This is a genomic window from Colwellia maritima (genome assembly GCF_022669015.1).
GTDB classification, from domain to species: domain Bacteria; phylum Pseudomonadota; class Gammaproteobacteria; order Enterobacterales; family Alteromonadaceae; genus Colwellia; species Colwellia maritima.
This window is the reverse complement of sequence record NZ_JAKKSL010000001.1, coordinates 1,020,087-1,040,165: the sequence shown is the minus strand read 5'-3', so window position 1 is coordinate 1,040,165 and position 20,079 is coordinate 1,020,087. Positions and strand designations below refer to the sequence as shown.

Genomic DNA, 20,079 nt, shown 5'->3' with positions numbered 1-20,079 from the left:
ACCTTAAAGTTTATTTTGCTATAAATAATAAAAGCGCAGTCAAAGCGACCTTGCTTGTTGTAAATCTTGCCTATGAATAAATCAATGGAGCTCTAACGAGTTTCCATAATTTTTTGTGCTACCAATTTTGGAGCTTCATTATATTGCTGAAACTCCATAGAGTAAGATGCACGACCTTGAGTAGCACTACGCAAGTCGGTAGCATAACCGAACATTTCGGCTAAGGGTACCAATGCATTTACAATTTTTAAACCTGCCGGACCTTCGTCCATACCGTCAATAATACCGCGTCGACGGTTTAAGTCTCCTACAACATCTCCCATATTGGTTTCAGGTGTAGACACTTCGACTTTCATCATTGGCTCTAATATTACAGGATTTGCTTGTAGCGCACCATTTTTAAAACCAATTGAAGCAGCGACTTTAAATGCCATCTCATTTGAGTCGACATCATGAAAGGAACCATCAAAAAGCGTGACTTTTATGTCTAATAATGGAAATCCGCCTAAAACACCGCTTTCCATTTGCTCTTTGCAACCTTTCTCTACTGCGGGTATATATTCTTTGGGAACTGAACCGCCAACAGTTTCGTTAACAAATTCAAACCCTGCGCCTTCTTCTAAAGGCTCCATTTTAAGCCAAACATGGCCGTATTGACCTTTACCACCAGATTGACGTACGAACTTACCTTCAACTTCAACGCTTTTACGAATTGTTTCACGGTAAGACACTTGTGGGTTACCAACATTACATTCCACGCCAAATTCACGTTTCATGCGTTCAACCAAAATATCTAAGTGTAACTCGCCCATTCCTGAGATAATTGTTTGTCCCGTCTCGTCATCCGTATGGACTCTAAACGATGGATCTTCTGCAGCTAGTTTTCCTAAAGCAATACCCATTTTTTCTTGGGCTGCTAACGTTCTTGGCTCTACAGCCACTGAAATTACTGGTTCAGGGAACTCCATTCGTTCAAGTGTAATAACATGATTACCATCACAAAGGGTATCGCCCGTGGTTACATCTTTTAAACCAATTGCAGCTGCAATATCTCCCGCACGAACTTCTTTAATCTCTTGTCTATCATTTGCATGCATTTGCACAATACGACCAAAACGTTCTTTTTTGCCTTTAACTGGGTTATATACACTATCACCCGTTTTAACCACCCCGGAATAAACACGGAAGAAAGTTAAGGTGCCAACAAAAGGGTCAGTTGCTATTTTAAACGCAAGCGCGGCAAAAGGTTCGTTATCATCTGCAGGGCGAGAACCAATAGTTTCATCTTTATCGTCATTGATACCAGTTATCGCAGCAACTTCAATTGGAGAAGGCAAATACTCAATCACTGCATCGAGTACAGCTTGTACACCTTTATTTTTGAAGGCACTGCCACAGCTACATAAAATAATTTCATTAGCTAAAGTACGTTTACGTAGCCCTAACTTTATTTCTTCTTCAGTTAATTCACCTTCTTCAAGGTACTTATCCATTAACTCTTCAGTGGCTTCTGCCGCTTCTGACTCTAGATGCTCACGCCATTCTTGGGCAAGATCAATCATATCAGCCGGAATATCTTCGTAAGTAAAGGTCATCCCTTGATCTGCTTCTGACCAATTTATCGCCTTCATTTTAACTAAGTCGACAACACCTTTAAATTCTTCTTCAGCACCAATTGCTAAATGAATCGGTACTGCATTTGCTCCTAATCGGGTTTGTAATTGTTCAACTACTGATAAAAAGTTCGCGCCTGAGCGATCCATTTTATTTACAAAAACAAGCCTTGGTACCGCGTATTTTTCCATTTGACGCCAAACAGTTTCTGTTTGCGGCTGAACCCCTGAGGACGCACATAACACCAATACAGCACCATCAAGGACTCTTAGTGAGCGTTCTACTTCAATGGTAAAATCAACATGACCTGGCGTATCAATGATATTGATACGATGATCGTCAAATTGCCCTTCCATACCTCTCCAGAAACATGTGGTGGCAGCCGAGGTTATCGTAATTCCTCGCTCTTGCTCTTGCTCCATCCAATCCATGGTTGCAGCACCATCATGTACTTCACCAATCTTATGAGAAAGGCCAGTATAAAAAAGTACACGTTCTGTGGTTGTAGTTTTACCTGCATCTACATGCGCACAAATACCAATATTACGATAGCGCTCTATAGGGGTGATACGGGCCAATTTAAATTCCTCTTATGCTCTCTAATTTAACCTAGAATTATATCAATAGGTTTTATAATTAACTTAACGAAACATTCAATTAATAATTATTTTATTAAGTTAACTGCGATAAAAACACATATTTTAAAAACAAGTATGGCTAGCAAGATAAACTCTTGCTAGCCATGAACTTACTTAAAGATAAGCTCTTAAAGTAAGCATTACATTCAAACATTACCGTGAGATTACCGGTAGTGAGCGAATGCTTTGTTAGCTTCAGCCATACGGTGAACGTCTTCACGTTTTTTAACCGCTGAACCTTTGCTGTCAGACGCATCTAACATTTCGTTAGCTAGGCGCTGAGCCATTGATTTTTCACCACGTTTACGAGCTGCTTCAACTAACCAACGCATGGCTAGTGCATTACGACGCACTGGACGAACTTCAACTGGAACTTGATAAGTAGAACCACCAACACGACGAGATTTAACTTCGACTTGTGGACGGATGTTATCTAACGCTTCTTCGAACATCTCTAAATGAGTTTTCTCAGTCTTTTTTTCAGTTAAAATGTCTAATGCACCGTAAACGATTTTTTCTGCAGTAGATTTTTTACCATCAACCATAAGGATGTTGATGAATTTTGCTAAAAGTTCATTATGGAACTTAGGATCTGGCAATATTTTACGTTGCCCTACGACGCGTCTTCTTGGCATCTTAATTCTCCGTAGTATTCAGGATTAATCCAAAATATATAAATTTAAAATTTTTCATTTGGCCTTACTTAACGTTTTTATCTTTTACCATCGCTTTCTATTTAGAAAGGGGTAAAGATGGAAACTTAAGATTTAGGTCGTTTAGCACCGTATTTAGAACGGCCTTGTCTTCTGTCGCTTACACCAGAACAATCTAGTGCGCCACGTACGGTGTGATAACGCACACCTGGTAAATCTTTAACACGACCACCACGGATTAAGATCACGCTATGCTCTTGTAAGTTATGACCTTCACCACCAATATATGAAGTTACTTCGTAGCCGTTAGTTAAACGAACACGCGCAACTTTACGTAGTGCTGAGTTAGGTTTTTTAGGTGTAGTTGTATATACACGAGTACATACGCCACGACGTTGTGGACAGGCTTGTAACGCCGAACGTTACTTTTAGTTACCTGTCTAACACGTGGTTTACGTACTAGTTGATTAATAGTTGCCATTATAGCTCCTGATCAGTAAAAACATTGGATAATCTAAATTGACTAAGTTTGTCAAATTACCCGCTTATAAACGTGAAAATCTTACCTTTAGATACTGTGCCTACTGAGCACGGAATATAAGGTCGCGAAATTCTATAGGTCAATGAGCTAACTGTCAAGTAATAACTAATATCCAATGGTTAAAGTCTTTTCTGGTCAGTCTGTATGCTCATATGTGTGCGGCGCTAAAACAAAAAAACCGTACGCTTTCACGTACGGTTTTTTAAGTTATCTAAGTAATACCTCGTTTAAAGTATATTACCCATAAGCTTATTCTGAGCCTAAGTCTGCACTCAATGCATCAGCTAACGCCTGTTCAGCTTCATCTGCAGACACGGTTGTATCTTCGTGAGCATCAAAAGCAGCTTTAGCTTTAGCACGTTCTTGATGATAAGCATAACCTGTACCAACAGGAATCAAACGCCCAACAATAACGTTTTCTTTCAAGCCACGTAAACCATCTTTTTTACCTGCAACAGCCGCTTCAGTAAGTACACGTGTTGTTTCTTGGAAAGATGCTGCAGAAATGAATGATTCGGTAGCTAAAGAGGCTTTAGTAATACCCATCATTTGCATTTCGTATTCAGTCAGTACTTTACCTTGTGCTTCAAGATCACGATTAGCAATATTAACACGTGCTACTTCAACTTGTTCACCTTTTAGGAAGTCACTATCGCCAAGATCAAGTATTTCACATTTACGGATCATTTGACGTACGATAACTTCAATATGCTTATCGTTAATCTTAACACCCTGTAAACGGTAAACTTCTTGTACTTCGTTCACGATATAGTTTGCTACTGGTGCAACACCACGTAAACGTAGGATGTCATGCGGAGACTCAGGACCATCGGCAATAACTTCACCTTTAGCCACTTGTTCACCTTCAAATACGTTTAATTGACGTGTTTTAGGAATCATCTCTTCATATACATCGCCGCTCGGTTGAGTGATAAGTAAACGTACTTTACCTTTCGTTTCTTTACCGAAACCGATAACACCTGTTTTCTCTGCTAAAATAGCAGGTAGTTTAGGCTTACGCGCTTCAAACAAATCAGCAACACGAGGAAGACCACCAGTAATATCGCGAGTTTTAGAACTTGCTTGTGGTATACGTGCTAGTGCATCACCTACACTTACATCGGCACCATCTTCAAGGTTTACTATTGCATTACCTGGTAAGTAATAAAGTGCCGGGATTTCTGTACCCGCAATCATTACATCTTGTCCTTTAGGACCAACTAACTTCAACGCCGGACGCATTTCTTTACCACTAGCGCTACGCTGAGCAGCTTCAGTAATAACAATGCTTGATAGACCAGTAAGCTCATCAGTTTGGCGAACCATAGTCACGCCATCAATCAAGTCAACAAATTGTACTTTACCTTTTACTTCGGTAATGATTGGATGCGTATGCGGATCCCAGTTGGCGATCGTATCACCGGTTACCGTTTCACCGTCATTTTTAGAAAGTACTGCACCATAAGGCACTTTGTAGTTTTCAGTGACTCGACCCATATCATCAATAACCGTCAATTCAGATGAACGCGAGGTAATAACAATATGTTTGTCTGAGTTTGTAACAAACTTAGCATTCTGTAATTTAAGTATACCCGTGTTGTTCACTTGTACGCTATTTTCAGCAGAGGCACGAGATGCAGCCCCACCAATATGGAACGTACGCATAGTAAGCTGAGTACCCGGTTCACCAATTGATTGTGCAGCAACTACACCAATTGCTTCACCTTGGTTGATCATATGGCCACGAGCCAAATCACGACCATAACAGTTTGCACAAATACCGAAATCCGTTTTACAGGTGATAATTGAACGTACTTTGATATGATCAACTGAATTTTCTTCAATCACATCACAAAGAGCTTCATCAATTAACGTATTACGAGGAAGTAATACTTCTTCTGTACCTGGGATATATACATCTTCACAAACTACACGACCAAGTACACGCTCACGTAACGGCTCTACAACATCACCACCTTCAATCAGTGGTGTCATTAATAACCCGTCTTCAGTTCCACAATCATGCTCGGTAACTACCAAATCTTGCGCAACATCAACTAAACGACGAGTTAAGTAACCCGAGTTAGCTGTTTTAAGAGCAGTATCGGCCAAACCTTTACGCGCACCATGCGTTGAGATGAAGTATTCAGATACATTCAAACCTTCACGGAAGTTAGCTTTGATTGGTGTTTCGATGATTGACCCATCTGGTTTAGCCATCAAACCACGCATACCTGCTAATTGACGAATCTGTGCAGCACTACCACGAGCACCCGAGTCGGCCATCATAAAGATAGAGTTAAATGAATCTTGCTCTTCCATTACGCCATCGCGGTTTAAAACTTGCTCTTTTGATAAGTTATCCATCATCGCTTTAGATACTTTTTCGTTCGCAGACGACCAAATATCAATAACTTTGTTGTATTTTTCACCCGCAGTTACAAGACCTTGGTCAAACTGTGCTTGAATTTCAGCAACTTCAGCTTCAGAATCTTCGATGATAGTGTACTTAGCATCAGGGATAACCATGTCATCAATACCAACAGAAGCACCAATCATTGCATAATGAAAACCTGTATACATAATGTGATCAGCAAAGATAACGGTATCTTTTAAACCTAACGTACGATAAGCATGGTTGATCAATTTTGATATCGCTTTTTTCGCGAGAGGTTGATCAATAACGTCAAAAGGTAAGCCTTTTGGACAAACCTGCCATAAAATAGCACGCCCTACCGTTGTATTACGTAAACTAGTTTTCGCTTCATATTCACCATCAGCCGTTTTAACATATTCTGTGATGCGAATTTTAACTCGGGCATGAAGTTCAGCAACACCAGTACGGTAAGCTTTTTCAGCTTCTTTAGTGTCCACAAATACCATGCCTTCACCTAGGCCATTGACACGATCGCGTGTTAGATAATAAAGACCTAATACAACATCTTGTGATGGTACGATGATTGGTTCACCGTTAGCCGGTGCTAAAACGTTATTCGTTGACATCATCAACGTACGTGCTTCCATTTGTGCTTCGATAGTTAGTGGTACATGTACCGCCATTTGGTCACCATCGAAATCGGCGTTGTATGCCGCACAAACTAATGGATGAAGGTGAATTGCTTTACCTTCAATCAACACAGGTTCGAACGCTTGGATACCTAATCTATGCAATGTTGGTGCACGGTTAAGCATTACAGGATGTTCGCGGATAACTTCATCGAGTACATCCCAAACTTCCGAGCCTTCACGCTCAACTAATTTTTTTGCCGCTTTGATTGTTGTAGCTAAACCACGACGCTCTAATACACCGTAAATAAATGGTTTGAACAATTCTAGCGCCATTTTCTTTGGCAAACCACATTGATGAAGTTTCAATGTAGGGCCAACCGTAATTACAGAACGACCTGAATAATCTACACGCTTACCAAGTAAGTTTTGACGGAAACGACCTTGCTTACCTTTAATCATATCGGCAAGTGATTTAAGAGGACGTTTGTTAGAACCCGTAATAGCGCGACCACGACGACCATTATCTAATAGTGCATCAACAGACTCTTGTAACATACGTTTTTCATTACGTACGATAATGTCTGGAGCAACCAAGTCTAGAAGACGTTTTAAACGGTTGTTACGGTTAATAACACGACGATATAAATCGTTAAGATCTGACGTTGCAAAACGACCTCCATCAAGTGGTACCAATGGACGCAAATCTGGTGGTAAAATTGGTAGAACATTCATAATCATCCACTCAGGCTTGTTGCCTGAAGCAGCAAATGCTTCCATCAATTTTAAACGCTTAGTGATTTTTTTACGTTTTGTTTCACTACCGATTTCAGGCAATTCTTCACGCATTTGCGCTACTTCGCCATCTAAATCAATTTGTTGTAGTAAAGCTAAAACAGCTTCAGCACCCATTAGGGCGTCAAATTCATCACCGTGTTCTTCTAACGCATCAAGATATTCTTCTTCTGTTAGAATTTGGCTTTTCTCTAATGTTGTCATACCTGGTTCAGTTACAACATAAGATTCAAAATAAAGCACGCGTTCAATATCACGCAATGTCATATCAAGTAATAAACCAATACGCGATGGTAATGATTTCAAGAACCAGATATGAGCAACGGGACTTGCTAATTCAATGTGACCCATACGTTCACGACGAACTTTAGTTAAGGTCACTTCTACGCCACATTTCTCACAGATAACACCGCGATGCTTTAAGCGTTTGTATTTACCACAAAGACATTCATAGTCTTTTACAGGGCCAAATATACGTGCACAAAATAAACCGTCACGCTCTGGCTTAAAGGTACGATAGTTGATGGTTTCAGGCTTTTTAACTTCACCAAATGACCACGAACGTACCAAGTCTGGCGACGCTAGACCGATGCGAATGCCATCAAAGTCTTCTGTTTGATTTTGTTGCTTAAGAAACTTAAGTAAATCTTTCACACTCTTCTCCTGTCGGAGTTAAATCTATAGAAGAAGGTAAATATCTACCTTCTTCGCTTACTGCTTCACTGATATTTCAAATCATCAGTGTTCAGCGACTCATTGCTTAGAACCTAGTCTTGGTCTAATTCGATGTTAATGCCTAAAGATCGAATTTCTTTAAGTAATACATTGAATGACTCAGGAATTCCTGGATCCATTCGATGATCACCGTCAACTAAGTTTTTATACATCTTAGTACGACCGCCGACATCATCAGATTTCACGGTAAGCATTTCTTGTAGGGTATAAGCTGCGCCATAAGCTTCTAATGCCCATACTTCCATCTCACCAAAACGCTGACCACCAAATTGTGCTTTACCACCAAGAGGTTGCTGTGTAACCAAGCTATATGAACCGGTAGAACGTGCATGCATTTTATCATCAACTAAATGGTTTAGTTTTAACATATACATGTAACCAACCGTTACTGGACGTTCAAATTCACGGCCAGTACGACCATCTGTTAACGTGAACTGTCCACTTTCTGGCATTTCTGCAAGTTTAAATAACTCTTTGATTTCTTTTTCAGCCGCACCATCAAACGCAGGTGTCGCTATTGGCAAACCAAGACGTAAGTTACCGCTAAACGTAACACTTCCTCATCAGAGAAACTTGCTACATCGACAACTTGACGCGATTCACCAACATTGTAAACTTCTTGAATGAAATTACGTAGTTTATGAATTTCTTGTTGCGCTTCTAACATACGGTTAATCTTTTCACCAATACCGCGACATGCCATACCTAGGTGAGTTTCTAAGATTTGCCCTATGTTCATACGTGATGGAACACCTAACGGGTTCAACACAACATCTACCGGTACACCATGTTCATCGTATGGCATGTCTTCAACAGGTACTACGTTTGAAATAACACCTTTGTTACCATGACGACCGCCCATTTTATCACCTGGCTGTATACGACGTTTAACAGCTAAGTAAACTTTAACTATTTTTAACACGCCTGGTTGTAGGTCATCGCCTTGCGTTATCTTACGACGTTTAATTTCATACTTCTTATCGAAGTCTTCTTTAATATTGTCGTATTGCTCAGCTATTTGTTCTAATTCTGCTTGCTGATCTTCGTTTGATAAGTTTTGTGTTAACCACTTATCACGAGACATAGACGTTAAGTCAGACTCATTTAAGCCGGAGATAGTAGTAACTTCTTGGTACGTGCATAGATTCCGTCTTCTAAGATACTTAATTCATCGCCAAGATCTTTCTTAACTTCTTTAAGCTGCATTTCTTCAATTTCTACAGCTCGAGCATCTTTCTCAACACCGTCACGAGTGAAGATCTGTACATCAATGATAGTACCTTTTACAGAGTTTGGTACACGTAAAGAGCTGTCTTTTACATCAGCTGCTTTTTCACCAAAAATTGCACGTAACAGTTTTTCTTCAGGTGTTAATTGTGTTTCACCTTTAGGAGTAACTTTACCCACTAAAATGTCACCACCATTAACTTCAGCACCGATGTAAACAACACCCGCTTCATCTAATTTAGATAACGCTGATTCACCAACATTAGGAATATCAGCAGTAATTTCTTCACTACCTAACTTAGTATCACGTGCAATACATGTTAGCTCTTGAATATGAATCGTAGTAAAACGATCTTCAATCGCAACCCGTTCAGATAACAACATTGAATCTTCAAAGTTGTAACCATTCCAAGGCATGAAAGCAATACGCATGTTTTGACCAAGCGCTAATTCACCCATATCAGTTGATGGACCATCAGCTAATACATCACCACGAACTACTGGCTCTCCCATACGACATACTGGACGTTGGTTAATACATGTATTTTGGTTTGAACGTGTATATTTAGTTAAATTATAAATATCAATACCTGCTTCACCAAGACGCATTTCATTTTCATTTACTCTAACTACGATACGTGAAGCATCAACATAACTTACCACACCACCACGTTTAGCAACCGCTGTAACACCAGAATCAACAGCAACAACTTTTTCCATACCAGTACCAACTAACGGCTTATCTACGATAAGTGTAGGTACTGCTTGACGTTGCATGTTCGACCCCATCAAAGCACGGTTAGCATCATCGTGTTCAAGAAATGGGATAAGTGACGCCGCAACTGAAATAATTTGTTGTGGAGAAACATCCATATATTGAACTTCAGCCGGACCTTTTAATGTAAATTCATTTTTATGGCGACAGTTAACTAAATCTTCAGTCAGTGTATCGTTAGCATCACGTACAGCATTCGCTTGAGCGATAACAAAGTTACCTTCTTCAATCGCTGATAAATAATCAATATCGTTACTTACCACACCGTCTACTACTTTACGATATGGTGTTTCTAAGAAACCAAAATCATTAGTACGTGCGTAACAAGAAAGCGAGTTGATCAAACCAATGTTTGGTCCTTCTGGCGTTTCAATTGGACATACACGACCGTAATGCGTCGGATGTACATCTCGCACTTCAAAACCAAGACGTTCACGTGTTAAGCCACCCGGCCCTAAGGCAGAAATACGACGTTTGTGCGTTACTTCTGATAACGGGTTGTTTTGATCCATAAATTGTGACAATTGTGATGAACCAAAGAATTCTTTCACTGCCGCAGAAATTGGTTTTGCGTTAATTAGATCTTGAGGCATGATCGCATCTAAGTCACCAAGACTTAAACGTTCACGTACTGCACGTTCAACACGTACAAGACCTACGCGAAATTGGTTTTCAGCCATTTCACCTACGGAGCGAATACGACGGTTACCTAGATGATCAATATCATCAACTTCACCTTTACCATCACGTATATCGATTAAGGTTTTCATAACAGAGATAATATCATCTTGCGATAAAATACCAGAGCCAATATCATCAGCATTGCCTACGCGACGATTGAACTTCATACGACCAACGGTTGATAAGTCATAACGTTCTGAAGCAAAAAACAAGTTATTGAACAATGTTTCAGCGGCATCTTTTGTCGGTGGCTCGCCTGGGCGCATCATGCGGTAAATCTCAACAAGTGCTTCTAAGCGGTTAGTTGAGCTATCAACGCGTAACGTATCAGACATATACGAACCAACATCAAATTCGTTCATATATAAGGTAGATATTGATTTATGACCGACTTGGCTTAACTCGGCTAATAATTCTAAAGTTAACTCAGCATTCGCTTCAGCAATAACTTCACCTGTCGATTTGTCGATATAAGCTTTAGATAAAACCTTACCAACAATATATTCAGCAGGTACTTCTAATGAATCAATTTTAGCTTTGTTTAGCGCATTAATATGACGAGCCGTAATACGACGACCAGATTCAACTAATACTTCACCTTTTTCAATCGAAATATCAAAAGTAGCTGTTTCACCACGAAGACGATCTGGGATAAGATCCATAACCAACTTATCGCCTTTAATGGCAAAATTCGTTGTATCATAGAAAATATCTAATATTTCTTCAGTTGAATATTCTAATGCACGTAACATAATTGACGCAGGTAGTTTACGACGTCTATCAATACGCACAAATAAGTTATCTTTTGGATCAAATTCAAAGTCTAACCATGAACCACGGTAAGGAATAACACGTGCGTTATATAACACTTTACCAGATGAATGCGTTTTACCTTTATCGTGATCAAAGAAAACACCTGGTGAACGATGTAATTGTGAAACGATAACACGTTCTGTACCATTAATTACAAAAGTACCGTTATCTGTCATCAACGGGATTTCACCCATGTACACTTCTTGTTCTTTGATATCTTTTACAGTACCTGCCGGAGCTTCTTTATCGTAGACCACTAAGCGCAATTTAACGCGTAGCGGTGCAGAATAAGTTACACCACGTATTTGACATTCTTTCACATCAAATAACGGTTCACCTAAACGATAGCTTACATATTGTAATTCTGAGCTACCTGAATAAGCTTTTATTGGGAAAATAGAACGGAAAGCAGCCTCTAGACCGGTTTCACCTGTGGGATCAATATCAATAAACTTGCGGAAAGAATCGAGTTGAATGGACAACAAGAATGGATATTCCATTACTTGTGCACTTTTACCAAAGTCCTTTCTAATTCGCTTTTTCTCAAAGTATGAGTAAGCCATGGGGTTCCTCAGCTTGCTTGTTATGGCCAAATCTGTCTAGTAAGTAAAACTTACATAGACAGGTTATTTAGATAATGTTTACGTCTAAACATTACTAGATGATTACAAGAATCACCTAACACTTTTACAATAATACATACTGCCCTGTTTTTGTTAAAAAATCAGCATTTGTTTTATAACAGTAAAAAGCGCAAAAAGGCCGGTGACGTTAAAATCACCGGCCATGCCTTTTCAGGCAAACAATCTGTTTAATAACAGACTATTTGATCTCAACAGAAGCACCGACTTCTTCAAGAGTTTTCTTAAGCTCTTCAGCTTCAGCTTTTTCTACGCCTTCTTTGATTGCTTTAGGAGCAGCTTCAACTAACTCTTTAGCTTCTTTAAGGCCTAAACCTGTAGCGCCACGAACAGCTTTAATTACTGCAACTTTCTTCTCACCGAAGCTAGTTAGAACAACATCAAATTCAGTTTGTTCTTCAGCAGAAGCACCGTCACCACCGGCAACAGCAACAGCTGCAGCAGCTGATACGCCAAATTTTTCTTCCATTGCTTCGATTAGTGCAACAACGTCCATTACTGACATTTCAGCAATAGCGTTTAGGATATCGTCTTTAGAGATAGACATTATAAAATTTCCTGTTTTTTAAGAAACAGCCTTTGCTTCATTTTGAAGTCATAAGTACTGTTTGAATAACTATTAAATACAATAAGCTTGACTGATATTAAGGTTAATACTAGCCAAAATAGATTTCTTAGAATAAGAAAAACTATTAAGCAGCTTCTTGTTCTTTCTGATCGCGAACTGCAGCAATCGTACGACATAATTTGCCGGCAGATGCTTCTTTCATAGCGCTCATTAAACGGGCAATCGCTTCGTCGTAAGTAGGTAGCTTCGCTAACATATTTACATCGACTAAATTACCTTCAAATGCTGCTGCTTTTAATTCAAATTTTTCGTTAGTTTTAGCGAAATCAGTGAATAAGCGTGCTGCGGCACCTGGATGTTCGTTTGAAAATGCAATTAGTGTAGGACCTACAAATGTATCATTAACACATTCAAAATCCGTACCTGCTACTGCACGACGTGCTAATGTGTTACGGACAACTTTCATCCATACGCCATTCTCACGTGCTTGCTTACGCAATACAGTAATTGCTTCAACTGTTACACCACGGGCATCCGCGATAACAGCTGATTGAGCGCCGCGGCAGCTTCTTGAACTTCAGCAACAATTGCTTTTTTGTCATCAAGATTGATAGCCATTGGCTTTAACTCCTGGTTCAAACCGGAAAAATACCGGTATTTACAATCCCTAACGCCTAGTAATCTAGTCGTTAGGCCATTACGGCGAGGACCAGAATTTAAGGAAAAATATCTGGGTAATCACCATCTACGTAGGAAATTAAGTAAAATAAAATTAGTAGAAAGAATTAATTACAAGCTTCGAAAAGATAACCTGCACCACTAATGATTCTCTACACCTACGGTCTTGGACGGGGGTCATGCTGTATTTGCCATAAGACAAAAACAACTCGACTCCTACCAAAATTTAAGGGGCGAAATTATAGGTTATAATTTCGCCCTTGTAAAGTTCAAAAAAATAAACTTTACTTTTATACTATTAAGCTACAGTTAAACTAGCTTGGTTAACGGCAACGCCGGCACCCATAGTAGTAGAAAGTGAAACTTTCTTAATATACTGACCTTTCGCGTTTGCTTTGGTTTTGCTTTTTTAAGCGCTTCTAGCAAAAACTCTAAGTTAGCTTGCAATTGTTCAGATTCGAAATCAGCCTTACCAATAGTAGTATGGATGATACCGTTTTTATCATTGCGGTAACGAACTTGACCAGATTTAGCGTTTTTAACAGCGCCGGCTACGTCAGGTGTTACAGTACCAACTTTAGGGTTTGGCATTAAACCACGTGGGCCTAATATTTGACCTAATTGGCCAACAACACGCATTGCGTCAGGAGAAGCGATTACAACATCAAAGTTCATTTCGCCTTTCTTAACTAATTCAGCTAAATCTTCCATGCCTACAACATCAGCACCGGCTTCTTTAGCTTTTTCTGCGTTTGCACCTTGTGTAAATACAGCAACACGAACATCACGGCCAGTACCATTTGGTAATACAGCTGCGCCACGTACGTTTTGATCTGATTTACGAGCATCAATACCAAGATTTACAGCAACATCTACGCTTTCACGAAATTTTGCTGTCGCAAATTCTTTTAATAAAGAAACTGCTTCGTTAATATCATATTCTTTCGTTACGTCTACTTTTTCACGGATAAGACGAGCGCGTTTTGATAATTTAGCCATTGATTAGTCCTCTACCACTAAACCCATTGAACGAGCACTGCCCGCAATGGTACGCACTGCAGCTTCCATAGAACCGGCAGTTAAATCAGATTCTTTAGTCTTAACAATTTCTTCAAGTTGAGCTGTAGTTACAGTTCCAACTTTTTCTGTGTTAGGACGACCAGAACCGCTTTTTACACCGGCAGCTTTTAATAATAAATAAGCAGCAGGTGGAGTTTTTGTTTCGAAAGTAAACGAACGGTCACTATAAACAGTAATTACTACTGGAACCGGAGCGCCTTTTTCTAAAGAATCTGTTTTCGCGTTAAACGCTTTACAGAATTCCATAATGTTAACACCGTGCTGACCAAGTCTTTGGACCAACTGGTGGTGACGGGTTAGCTGCACCGGCAGCTACTTGTAGCTTGATTAAAGCTTGGACTTTTTTAGCCATTTTTAAAATACCTTCATTATGGGTAGTTAACGCTAATCACTATAAATTTATTACAGCTTTTGCTTCCCTGTTTACTAAATATTTTATTATAAGATACTTAAATAAAATTAAATTTAGGCCGCGCTAAAAAAACGCGGCAGCGGATTATATATTAATCAATCACTCAGTTTCAAGTGATTTTTTAAACTGCCTATAAAAAAGACATAAAAAAACCAAAGAGGACTTTGGTTTTTTTATTTAGTAAAAGTGCTTGTTACTTTCAGATGTGCCTAGCTACCTTTTTCGACTTGACCAAATTCTAGATCAACAGGGGTAGAACGACCAAAAATAAGTACGGATACTTTAATACGGTTTTTCTCGTAATCCAGTTCTTCCACAACACCATTGAAATCAGCAAAAGGTCCGTCAATAACACGAATAACTTCGCCTGGTTCAAATAATGTTTTAGGTTTAGGTTTATCAGTATCAATCAGACGTTGTAGTATACGATCAGCTTCTTTTTGTGTAATAGGTGCAGGACGATCACTCGTACCACCAATAAAACCTAAAACTCTCGGTACACTTTTAACTAAATGCCAAGACTGCTCATCCATTTCCATTTGAACTAAAACATATCCAGGGAAAAATTTTCGTGAACTTTTACGTTTTTGACCGGCACGCATTTCAACTACTTCTTCAGTAGGCACTAATACTTCGCCAAATTTATCTTGTAAACCTTGAATTTCAATATGCTCAAGTAATGTTTTCTGCACTCGACCTTCATATCCTGAAAACGCTTGCACTACATACCATCTTAATTTTGGATTCTGTATTACGGTTTCTGCTTGTGGTTCTTCGCTTTCATTACCTTCAACAGAATCTTCAATAAAATCTTCAGACATTATAATACCTTCATACCTGTAATTAAGCCGACTAACCAGAATAGAACAGAATCTAATCCCCAAAGTAGTAATGACATGAGTAATGTAACCACCAAAACAATACCTGTAGTTTGAATGGCTTCTTGACGTGTTGGCCAAACAACTTTACGAACTTCAGTTCTTGATTCTTTAGCAAACGCAACGGCTGAGCGCCCTTTAAAGGTTTGCATAGCAACTAAACCGGCAATACCTACAGCAACGACAACACCAACCGCGCGTAATAACACTGATTCTTGATCATAATAATAATTCCCACCAATAGCAGCAATTAATAATAAGACAATAATGCCCCATTTTAAGCCATCTAAAGAACTGCTTGGTTGTTCTTCTGTACTTGCATTCATATTTCTATCCGTAATTATCGTCAAATTTGAAACTATCTGGAAATGCGATTCCCGCGAATTTTTATTAAAATGGCAGGGGTGGAGAGACTCGAACTCCCAACCATCGGTTTTGGAGACCGCTGTTCTACCAATTGGAACTACACCCCTACAATGCATGAGACAGATATTATCTGCCAAAGCAATAGTTACACTTATCGGGCTAATCTTAGTTTTGTTGGGAATTAAGAGATACTCGAGAAGTGAGGCGCTATTATACTTAGTCAATCAGTTTACTCAAGGGATATTTACAAGATAATCCATTAGATGTGATGATAGCCCCCTTATCCCTTGACAAAAACGATGTGAAGCACTTAGTTAAATTATAAAAAAAGCAGTTATTCTTTTACCTCCATCACTATACCTACCGTTGTAACACGTTCATCCAACATATTACGCACATATAAGCAGATATTATCTAACCGAACAATTGCACCAATGTATAGTTCTGAATGATGAGAGGATTTTATAACGTGGTCTAAAGTATCATGCCCTTCGCCGATTTTAATACCGTAAGAAAGTTCTATATCAGAAATACAGGTATAACCTTTAACCCGCAACTCCCTATGCGGTAATTCTTCATTTTCATTACCGAGTGCGCCCGAGAACACATAATCAACAAAAGGTCGTATTCCAGGTTTAAGTACAATAAAGATTTGGTCTTCTGCTAGCAAGAGCGTAGAACCTCGTGGTGCAATTACTTTTTTATCACGACTGATCATTGCAATAACTGCATGTTCAGGAAGTGCTAAATGTGAAATTCGTCGTCCAACCGCAGGTGATGTGTGCCCTAAACTATATTCGACTATATCAGCATCCACTTCACCAAGTGCTGTAATTTCAAGGGTAGCTGCAGGTGTGACAGGAGGGGCTAATGTTAATTTCAACTTTCTTGCCATCCAAGCTAAACTTGAACCTTGTAGCGTGGCAGAAATTAACACAACAAAAAAGACCACGTTAAAAATAAGTGCTGCACCTGGTAATCCAAATATTAATGGAAATATTGCTAAAATAATAGGTACAGAACCTCTTAACCCAACCCAGGAAACCAATGCAATTTCACGTAGATTAAAACCAAATATAGCTAGAACAGGAATAACGGCCAGTGGTCTAGCAACAAAAATTAACACTAAGGCAATAAGAAGGCCTTCAAACCAAACGTCTAGTAAAGATGTCGGTGTGATTAATAAGCCAAGCACCACGAACATAGTAATTTGACTTAACCAAGCTAAGCCATCGTGAAATAGAAATGTACTACGTTGAAAAACAAATCGACTATTACCTACTACAACACCGGTAATAAATACAGCTAAAAACCCACTACCACCAATATTTGCTGTGATCCCAAATGATAACATGCCACAGGCAGCTACTAGCACCGGGTACAACCCTGCTGAAACGAGATGAATTCCATTAATCAATTTTACTGATAACCATCCTACAGTTAACCCAACAGCAGCACCTAACCCCATCTGCGAGATAAACATAACTAATAGGCCTGTACCTGGCTTCATGTCATTAACAAGGACCTCTAACAAACCGATCGTTAAAAAAATCGCCATAGGATCGTTTGAAGCACTCTCTATTTCTAACGTGGCCTTTAATTTACTATTTAAGTGAATGCCCGCATTTCTCAATAATGAAAAAACGGCGGCAGCATCTGTAGAGCCCACAATGGCCCCCAAGAGCATGCCTTGTAATAACGGGAGTTTTAAAATATATGCAGCTGCATAACCAGTCACAATACCAGTGATTAATACACCAAAAGTTGCCAGAGCAGAAGCGGGCTTCCATACTTGTTTAATCGCTTTAAATGGTGTCTGTAAGCCACCATCAAATAAAATGACAGCCAAAGCCAATGTACCTAAGGAATGAGCGGCCTCTGCATTATCAAAAAATATCCCCCCTGGCCCATCTTCACCGGCAAGCATACCGACGAGTAAAAACAGAACAAGTACAGGCAACCCCAAACGTGCTGATAATTTACTTGAGATTACCCCCAATAAAATCAAGACCGCAGCCAACAATATTATTTGGTCAACTAAAAACATAGACAACTCTCACTAAGGGCTAACAAGAAAAACCTCATCGCCGAAATATTTAATCATGTCTTTAAAAATAAGATCGAATTGCATATTTACTAATGATTATAGCATTAGTTCCTAACAATTATTTTTAGAGACAAATAAAATAAACCTCAAAAAAACATAGCCGCATACTAATCACATTACAAAACTCAGTATAGGTAAGCATAATTCATATTGATTTCTCAAAAATAAAAGGTAATGCACTACTAGGTAATACACTACTATTAATTTAAAGTTGTATTTCTAAGCCTATTTTACCAAAAAATAGCCTTAACATATTATTTCATTTGATATTTATTTCATTCAATTAGTTTGCAACAGAATGTAAATTTATAGATGGGTCACTAGCAATTATTAAAATGATTAGATGAAGAACAAAGTATTTTAATTTAATGAATTGCCAGAAAGGCACAAAATAAATCTGTGTTTGTGAAATAGTCACTAATGAAGATTAATTTACAATAATAAAACAAAAAAGGCCGCAGAAGCGACCTTTTCATTTAACGTATTTGAGTTTTATTTTGCTTGATAACCGATGGGATAACAAGGCATGGACACGGCGTTGACGCTAGTCAATGAGTATCCACAACGCAGTTAACGCAAGGGTAGCTGCAAATAAACCTTCAATTAAGCGATGATTGATGAAACAACACCGCCCTACAGTACGACCACCTTCACGGATTGCGAAGCGTAAACCTTCATCCATCGCTACTGGGTTGATTAGCTCAACAACAAATTTCAAGTTGTCACCAGGCATTACCATTTCAACACCTTCTGGAAGCTCTACTGAACCAGTGATATCCGTTGTACGGAAATAAAACTGTGGACGGTAGCCTTTAAAGAATGGTGTATGACGGCCACCTTCATCTTTAGAAAGTACGTATACTTCTGATTCAAATTTTGTATGAGGTGAAATTGAACCAGGCTTACATAATACTTGACCACGTTCAACATCTTCACGCTTAAGACCACGTAAAAGTACACCACAGTTCTCGCCAAGACGACCTTCGTCAAGAAGCTTACGGAACATTTCTACACCTGTACAAGTTGATTTTTGTGTATCACGGATACCTACAACTTCTACTTCTTCACCAACTTTGATGATACCACGTTCAACACGTCCAGTTACTACGGTACCACGACCTGAAATTGAGAATACATCTTCGATTGGCATGATGAATGCTCCGTCGATTGCACGCTCTGGCTCTGGAATGTAGGTATCTAATTGGTCAGCAAGTTCTATTATTTTAGCTTCCCACTTCTCTTCGCCTTGAAGTGCACCCAAAGCTGAACCTTGAATTACTGGTAAATCATCACCTGGGAAGTCATATTCAGATAGAAGTTCACGAACTTCCATTTCTACTAATTCTAATAATTCTTCGTCATCTACCATGTCACATTTGTTCATGAAAACGATGATGTAAGGTACACCAACTTGACGTGATAATAAGATGTGCTCGCGTGTTTGTGGCATAGGACCATCTGTAGCAGCAACTACTAAGATAGCACCATCCATTTGTGCAGCACCAGTAATCATATTTTTGATATAATCAGCATGGCCTGGACAATCTACGTGTGCGTAGTGACGTGTTTCTGTATCGTATTCAATGTGAGATGTATTGATTGTAATACCACGTTCACGCTCTTCTGGTGCATTATCGATTTGTGCGAAATCTTTAACTTCACCACCGTGAACTTTTGTTAATACCGCAGAGATAGCGGCTGTTAAAGTTGTTTTACCGTGATCAACGTGTCCGATAGTACCAACGTTTACATGTGGTTTATTACGTTCAAATTTTGCTTTAGCCATTTTAAAATACCTCTGGGTATAAAATTAAGTTTAGTTTTACATTTACTATATGTTTATGTGGAAATAATAGGATAGATATCTATTG

At 39.1% G+C, this 20,079-nt stretch carries 7 protein-coding genes, 1 tRNA gene and 6 pseudogenes; all 14 read right to left on the bottom strand.

Annotation, left to right across the window (positions count from 1 at the left end; genetic code table 11):
• Nucleotides 1-92: 92 nt before the first annotated feature.
• The 14 genes and pseudogenes from fusA to tuf all read right to left on the bottom strand — a co-directional run bounded on the left by fusA (nt 93) and on the right by tuf (nt 19,994).
• Nucleotides 93-2,192, bottom strand: a complete 2,100-nt coding sequence (gene fusA, locus L3081_RS05160; RefSeq protein ID WP_242283959.1) for an elongation factor G — start codon at nt 2,190-2,192, stop codon at nt 93-95.
• Nucleotides 2,193-2,416: 224 nt separating this feature from the next.
• Nucleotides 2,417-2,887: a 30S ribosomal protein S7 gene (rpsG, locus tag L3081_RS05155; RefSeq protein WP_242283957.1), complete on the bottom strand. Its 471-nt coding sequence runs from the start codon at nt 2,885-2,887 to the stop codon at nt 2,417-2,419.
• 125 nt (nt 2,888-3,012) lie between these two features.
• Nucleotides 3,013-3,386: pseudogene (rpsL, locus tag L3081_RS05150) on the bottom strand (30S ribosomal protein S12).
• 309 nt (nt 3,387-3,695) lie between these two features.
• A complete protein-coding gene (gene rpoC / locus L3081_RS05145; protein ID WP_242283956.1) occupies nt 3,696-7,901 on the bottom strand; it encodes a DNA-directed RNA polymerase subunit beta' in 4,206 nt (1,401 codons plus the stop codon).
• A gap of 113 nt (nt 7,902-8,014) precedes the next feature.
• Nucleotides 8,015-12,041, bottom strand: a pseudogene (gene rpoB / locus L3081_RS05140) (DNA-directed RNA polymerase subunit beta).
• A 259-nt stretch (nt 12,042-12,300) separates the two neighbouring features.
• Nucleotides 12,301-12,666: a 50S ribosomal protein L7/L12 gene (rplL, locus tag L3081_RS05135; protein WP_242283954.1), complete on the bottom strand. Its 366-nt coding sequence runs from the start codon at nt 12,664-12,666 to the stop codon at nt 12,301-12,303.
• 145 nt (nt 12,667-12,811) lie between these two features.
• A pseudogene (gene rplJ, locus L3081_RS05130) lies at nt 12,812-13,305 on the bottom strand (50S ribosomal protein L10).
• Between the two features lie 358 nt (nt 13,306-13,663).
• A pseudogene (rplA, locus tag L3081_RS05125) lies at nt 13,664-14,364 on the bottom strand (50S ribosomal protein L1).
• Between the two features lie 3 nt (nt 14,365-14,367).
• Nucleotides 14,368-14,797, bottom strand: a pseudogene (rplK, locus tag L3081_RS05120) (50S ribosomal protein L11).
• Between the two features lie 269 nt (nt 14,798-15,066).
• Complete coding sequence (nusG, locus tag L3081_RS05115) at nt 15,067-15,678, bottom strand: transcription termination/antitermination protein NusG (protein WP_242283952.1); 612 nt, start codon at nt 15,676-15,678, stop codon at nt 15,067-15,069.
• Complete coding sequence (gene secE / locus L3081_RS05110) at nt 15,678-16,061, bottom strand: preprotein translocase subunit SecE (RefSeq protein WP_242283950.1); 384 nt, start codon at nt 16,059-16,061, stop codon at nt 15,678-15,680. Before secE ends, nusG begins: the two co-directional genes overlap by 1 nt.
• A gap of 70 nt (nt 16,062-16,131) precedes the next feature.
• A tRNA-Trp gene (locus tag L3081_RS05105) sits at nt 16,132-16,208 on the bottom strand.
• Between the two features lie 227 nt (nt 16,209-16,435).
• The gene (locus tag L3081_RS05100) at nt 16,436-18,148 is read right to left on the bottom strand and encodes a potassium/proton antiporter (RefSeq protein ID WP_242283948.1); all 1,713 of its coding nucleotides are present in this window, start codon (nt 18,146-18,148) and stop codon (nt 16,436-16,438) included.
• Between the two features lie 663 nt (nt 18,149-18,811).
• A pseudogene (gene tuf / locus L3081_RS05095) lies at nt 18,812-19,994 on the bottom strand (elongation factor Tu).
• Between the last annotated feature and the right edge of the window lie 85 nt (nt 19,995-20,079).

What these genes read in the sequence shown, in the direction of transcription:
- nusG (WP_242283952.1), bottom strand. Translation starts at nt 15,678, where the DNA reads ATGTCTGAAGATTTTATTGAAGATTCTGTTGAAGGTAATGAAAGCGAA.
- L3081_RS05100 (WP_242283948.1), bottom strand. Translation starts at nt 18,148, where the DNA reads ATGTTTTTAGTTGACCAAATAATATTGTTGGCTGCGGTCTTGATTTTA.
- rplL (WP_242283954.1), bottom strand. Translation starts at nt 12,666, where the DNA reads ATGTCTATCTCTAAAGACGATATCCTAAACGCTATTGCTGAAATGTCA.
- rpsG (WP_242283957.1), bottom strand. Translation starts at nt 2,887, where the DNA reads ATGCCAAGAAGACGCGTCGTAGGGCAACGTAAAATATTGCCAGATCCT.
- secE (WP_242283950.1), bottom strand. Translation starts at nt 16,061, where the DNA reads ATGAATGCAAGTACAGAAGAACAACCAAGCAGTTCTTTAGATGGCTTA.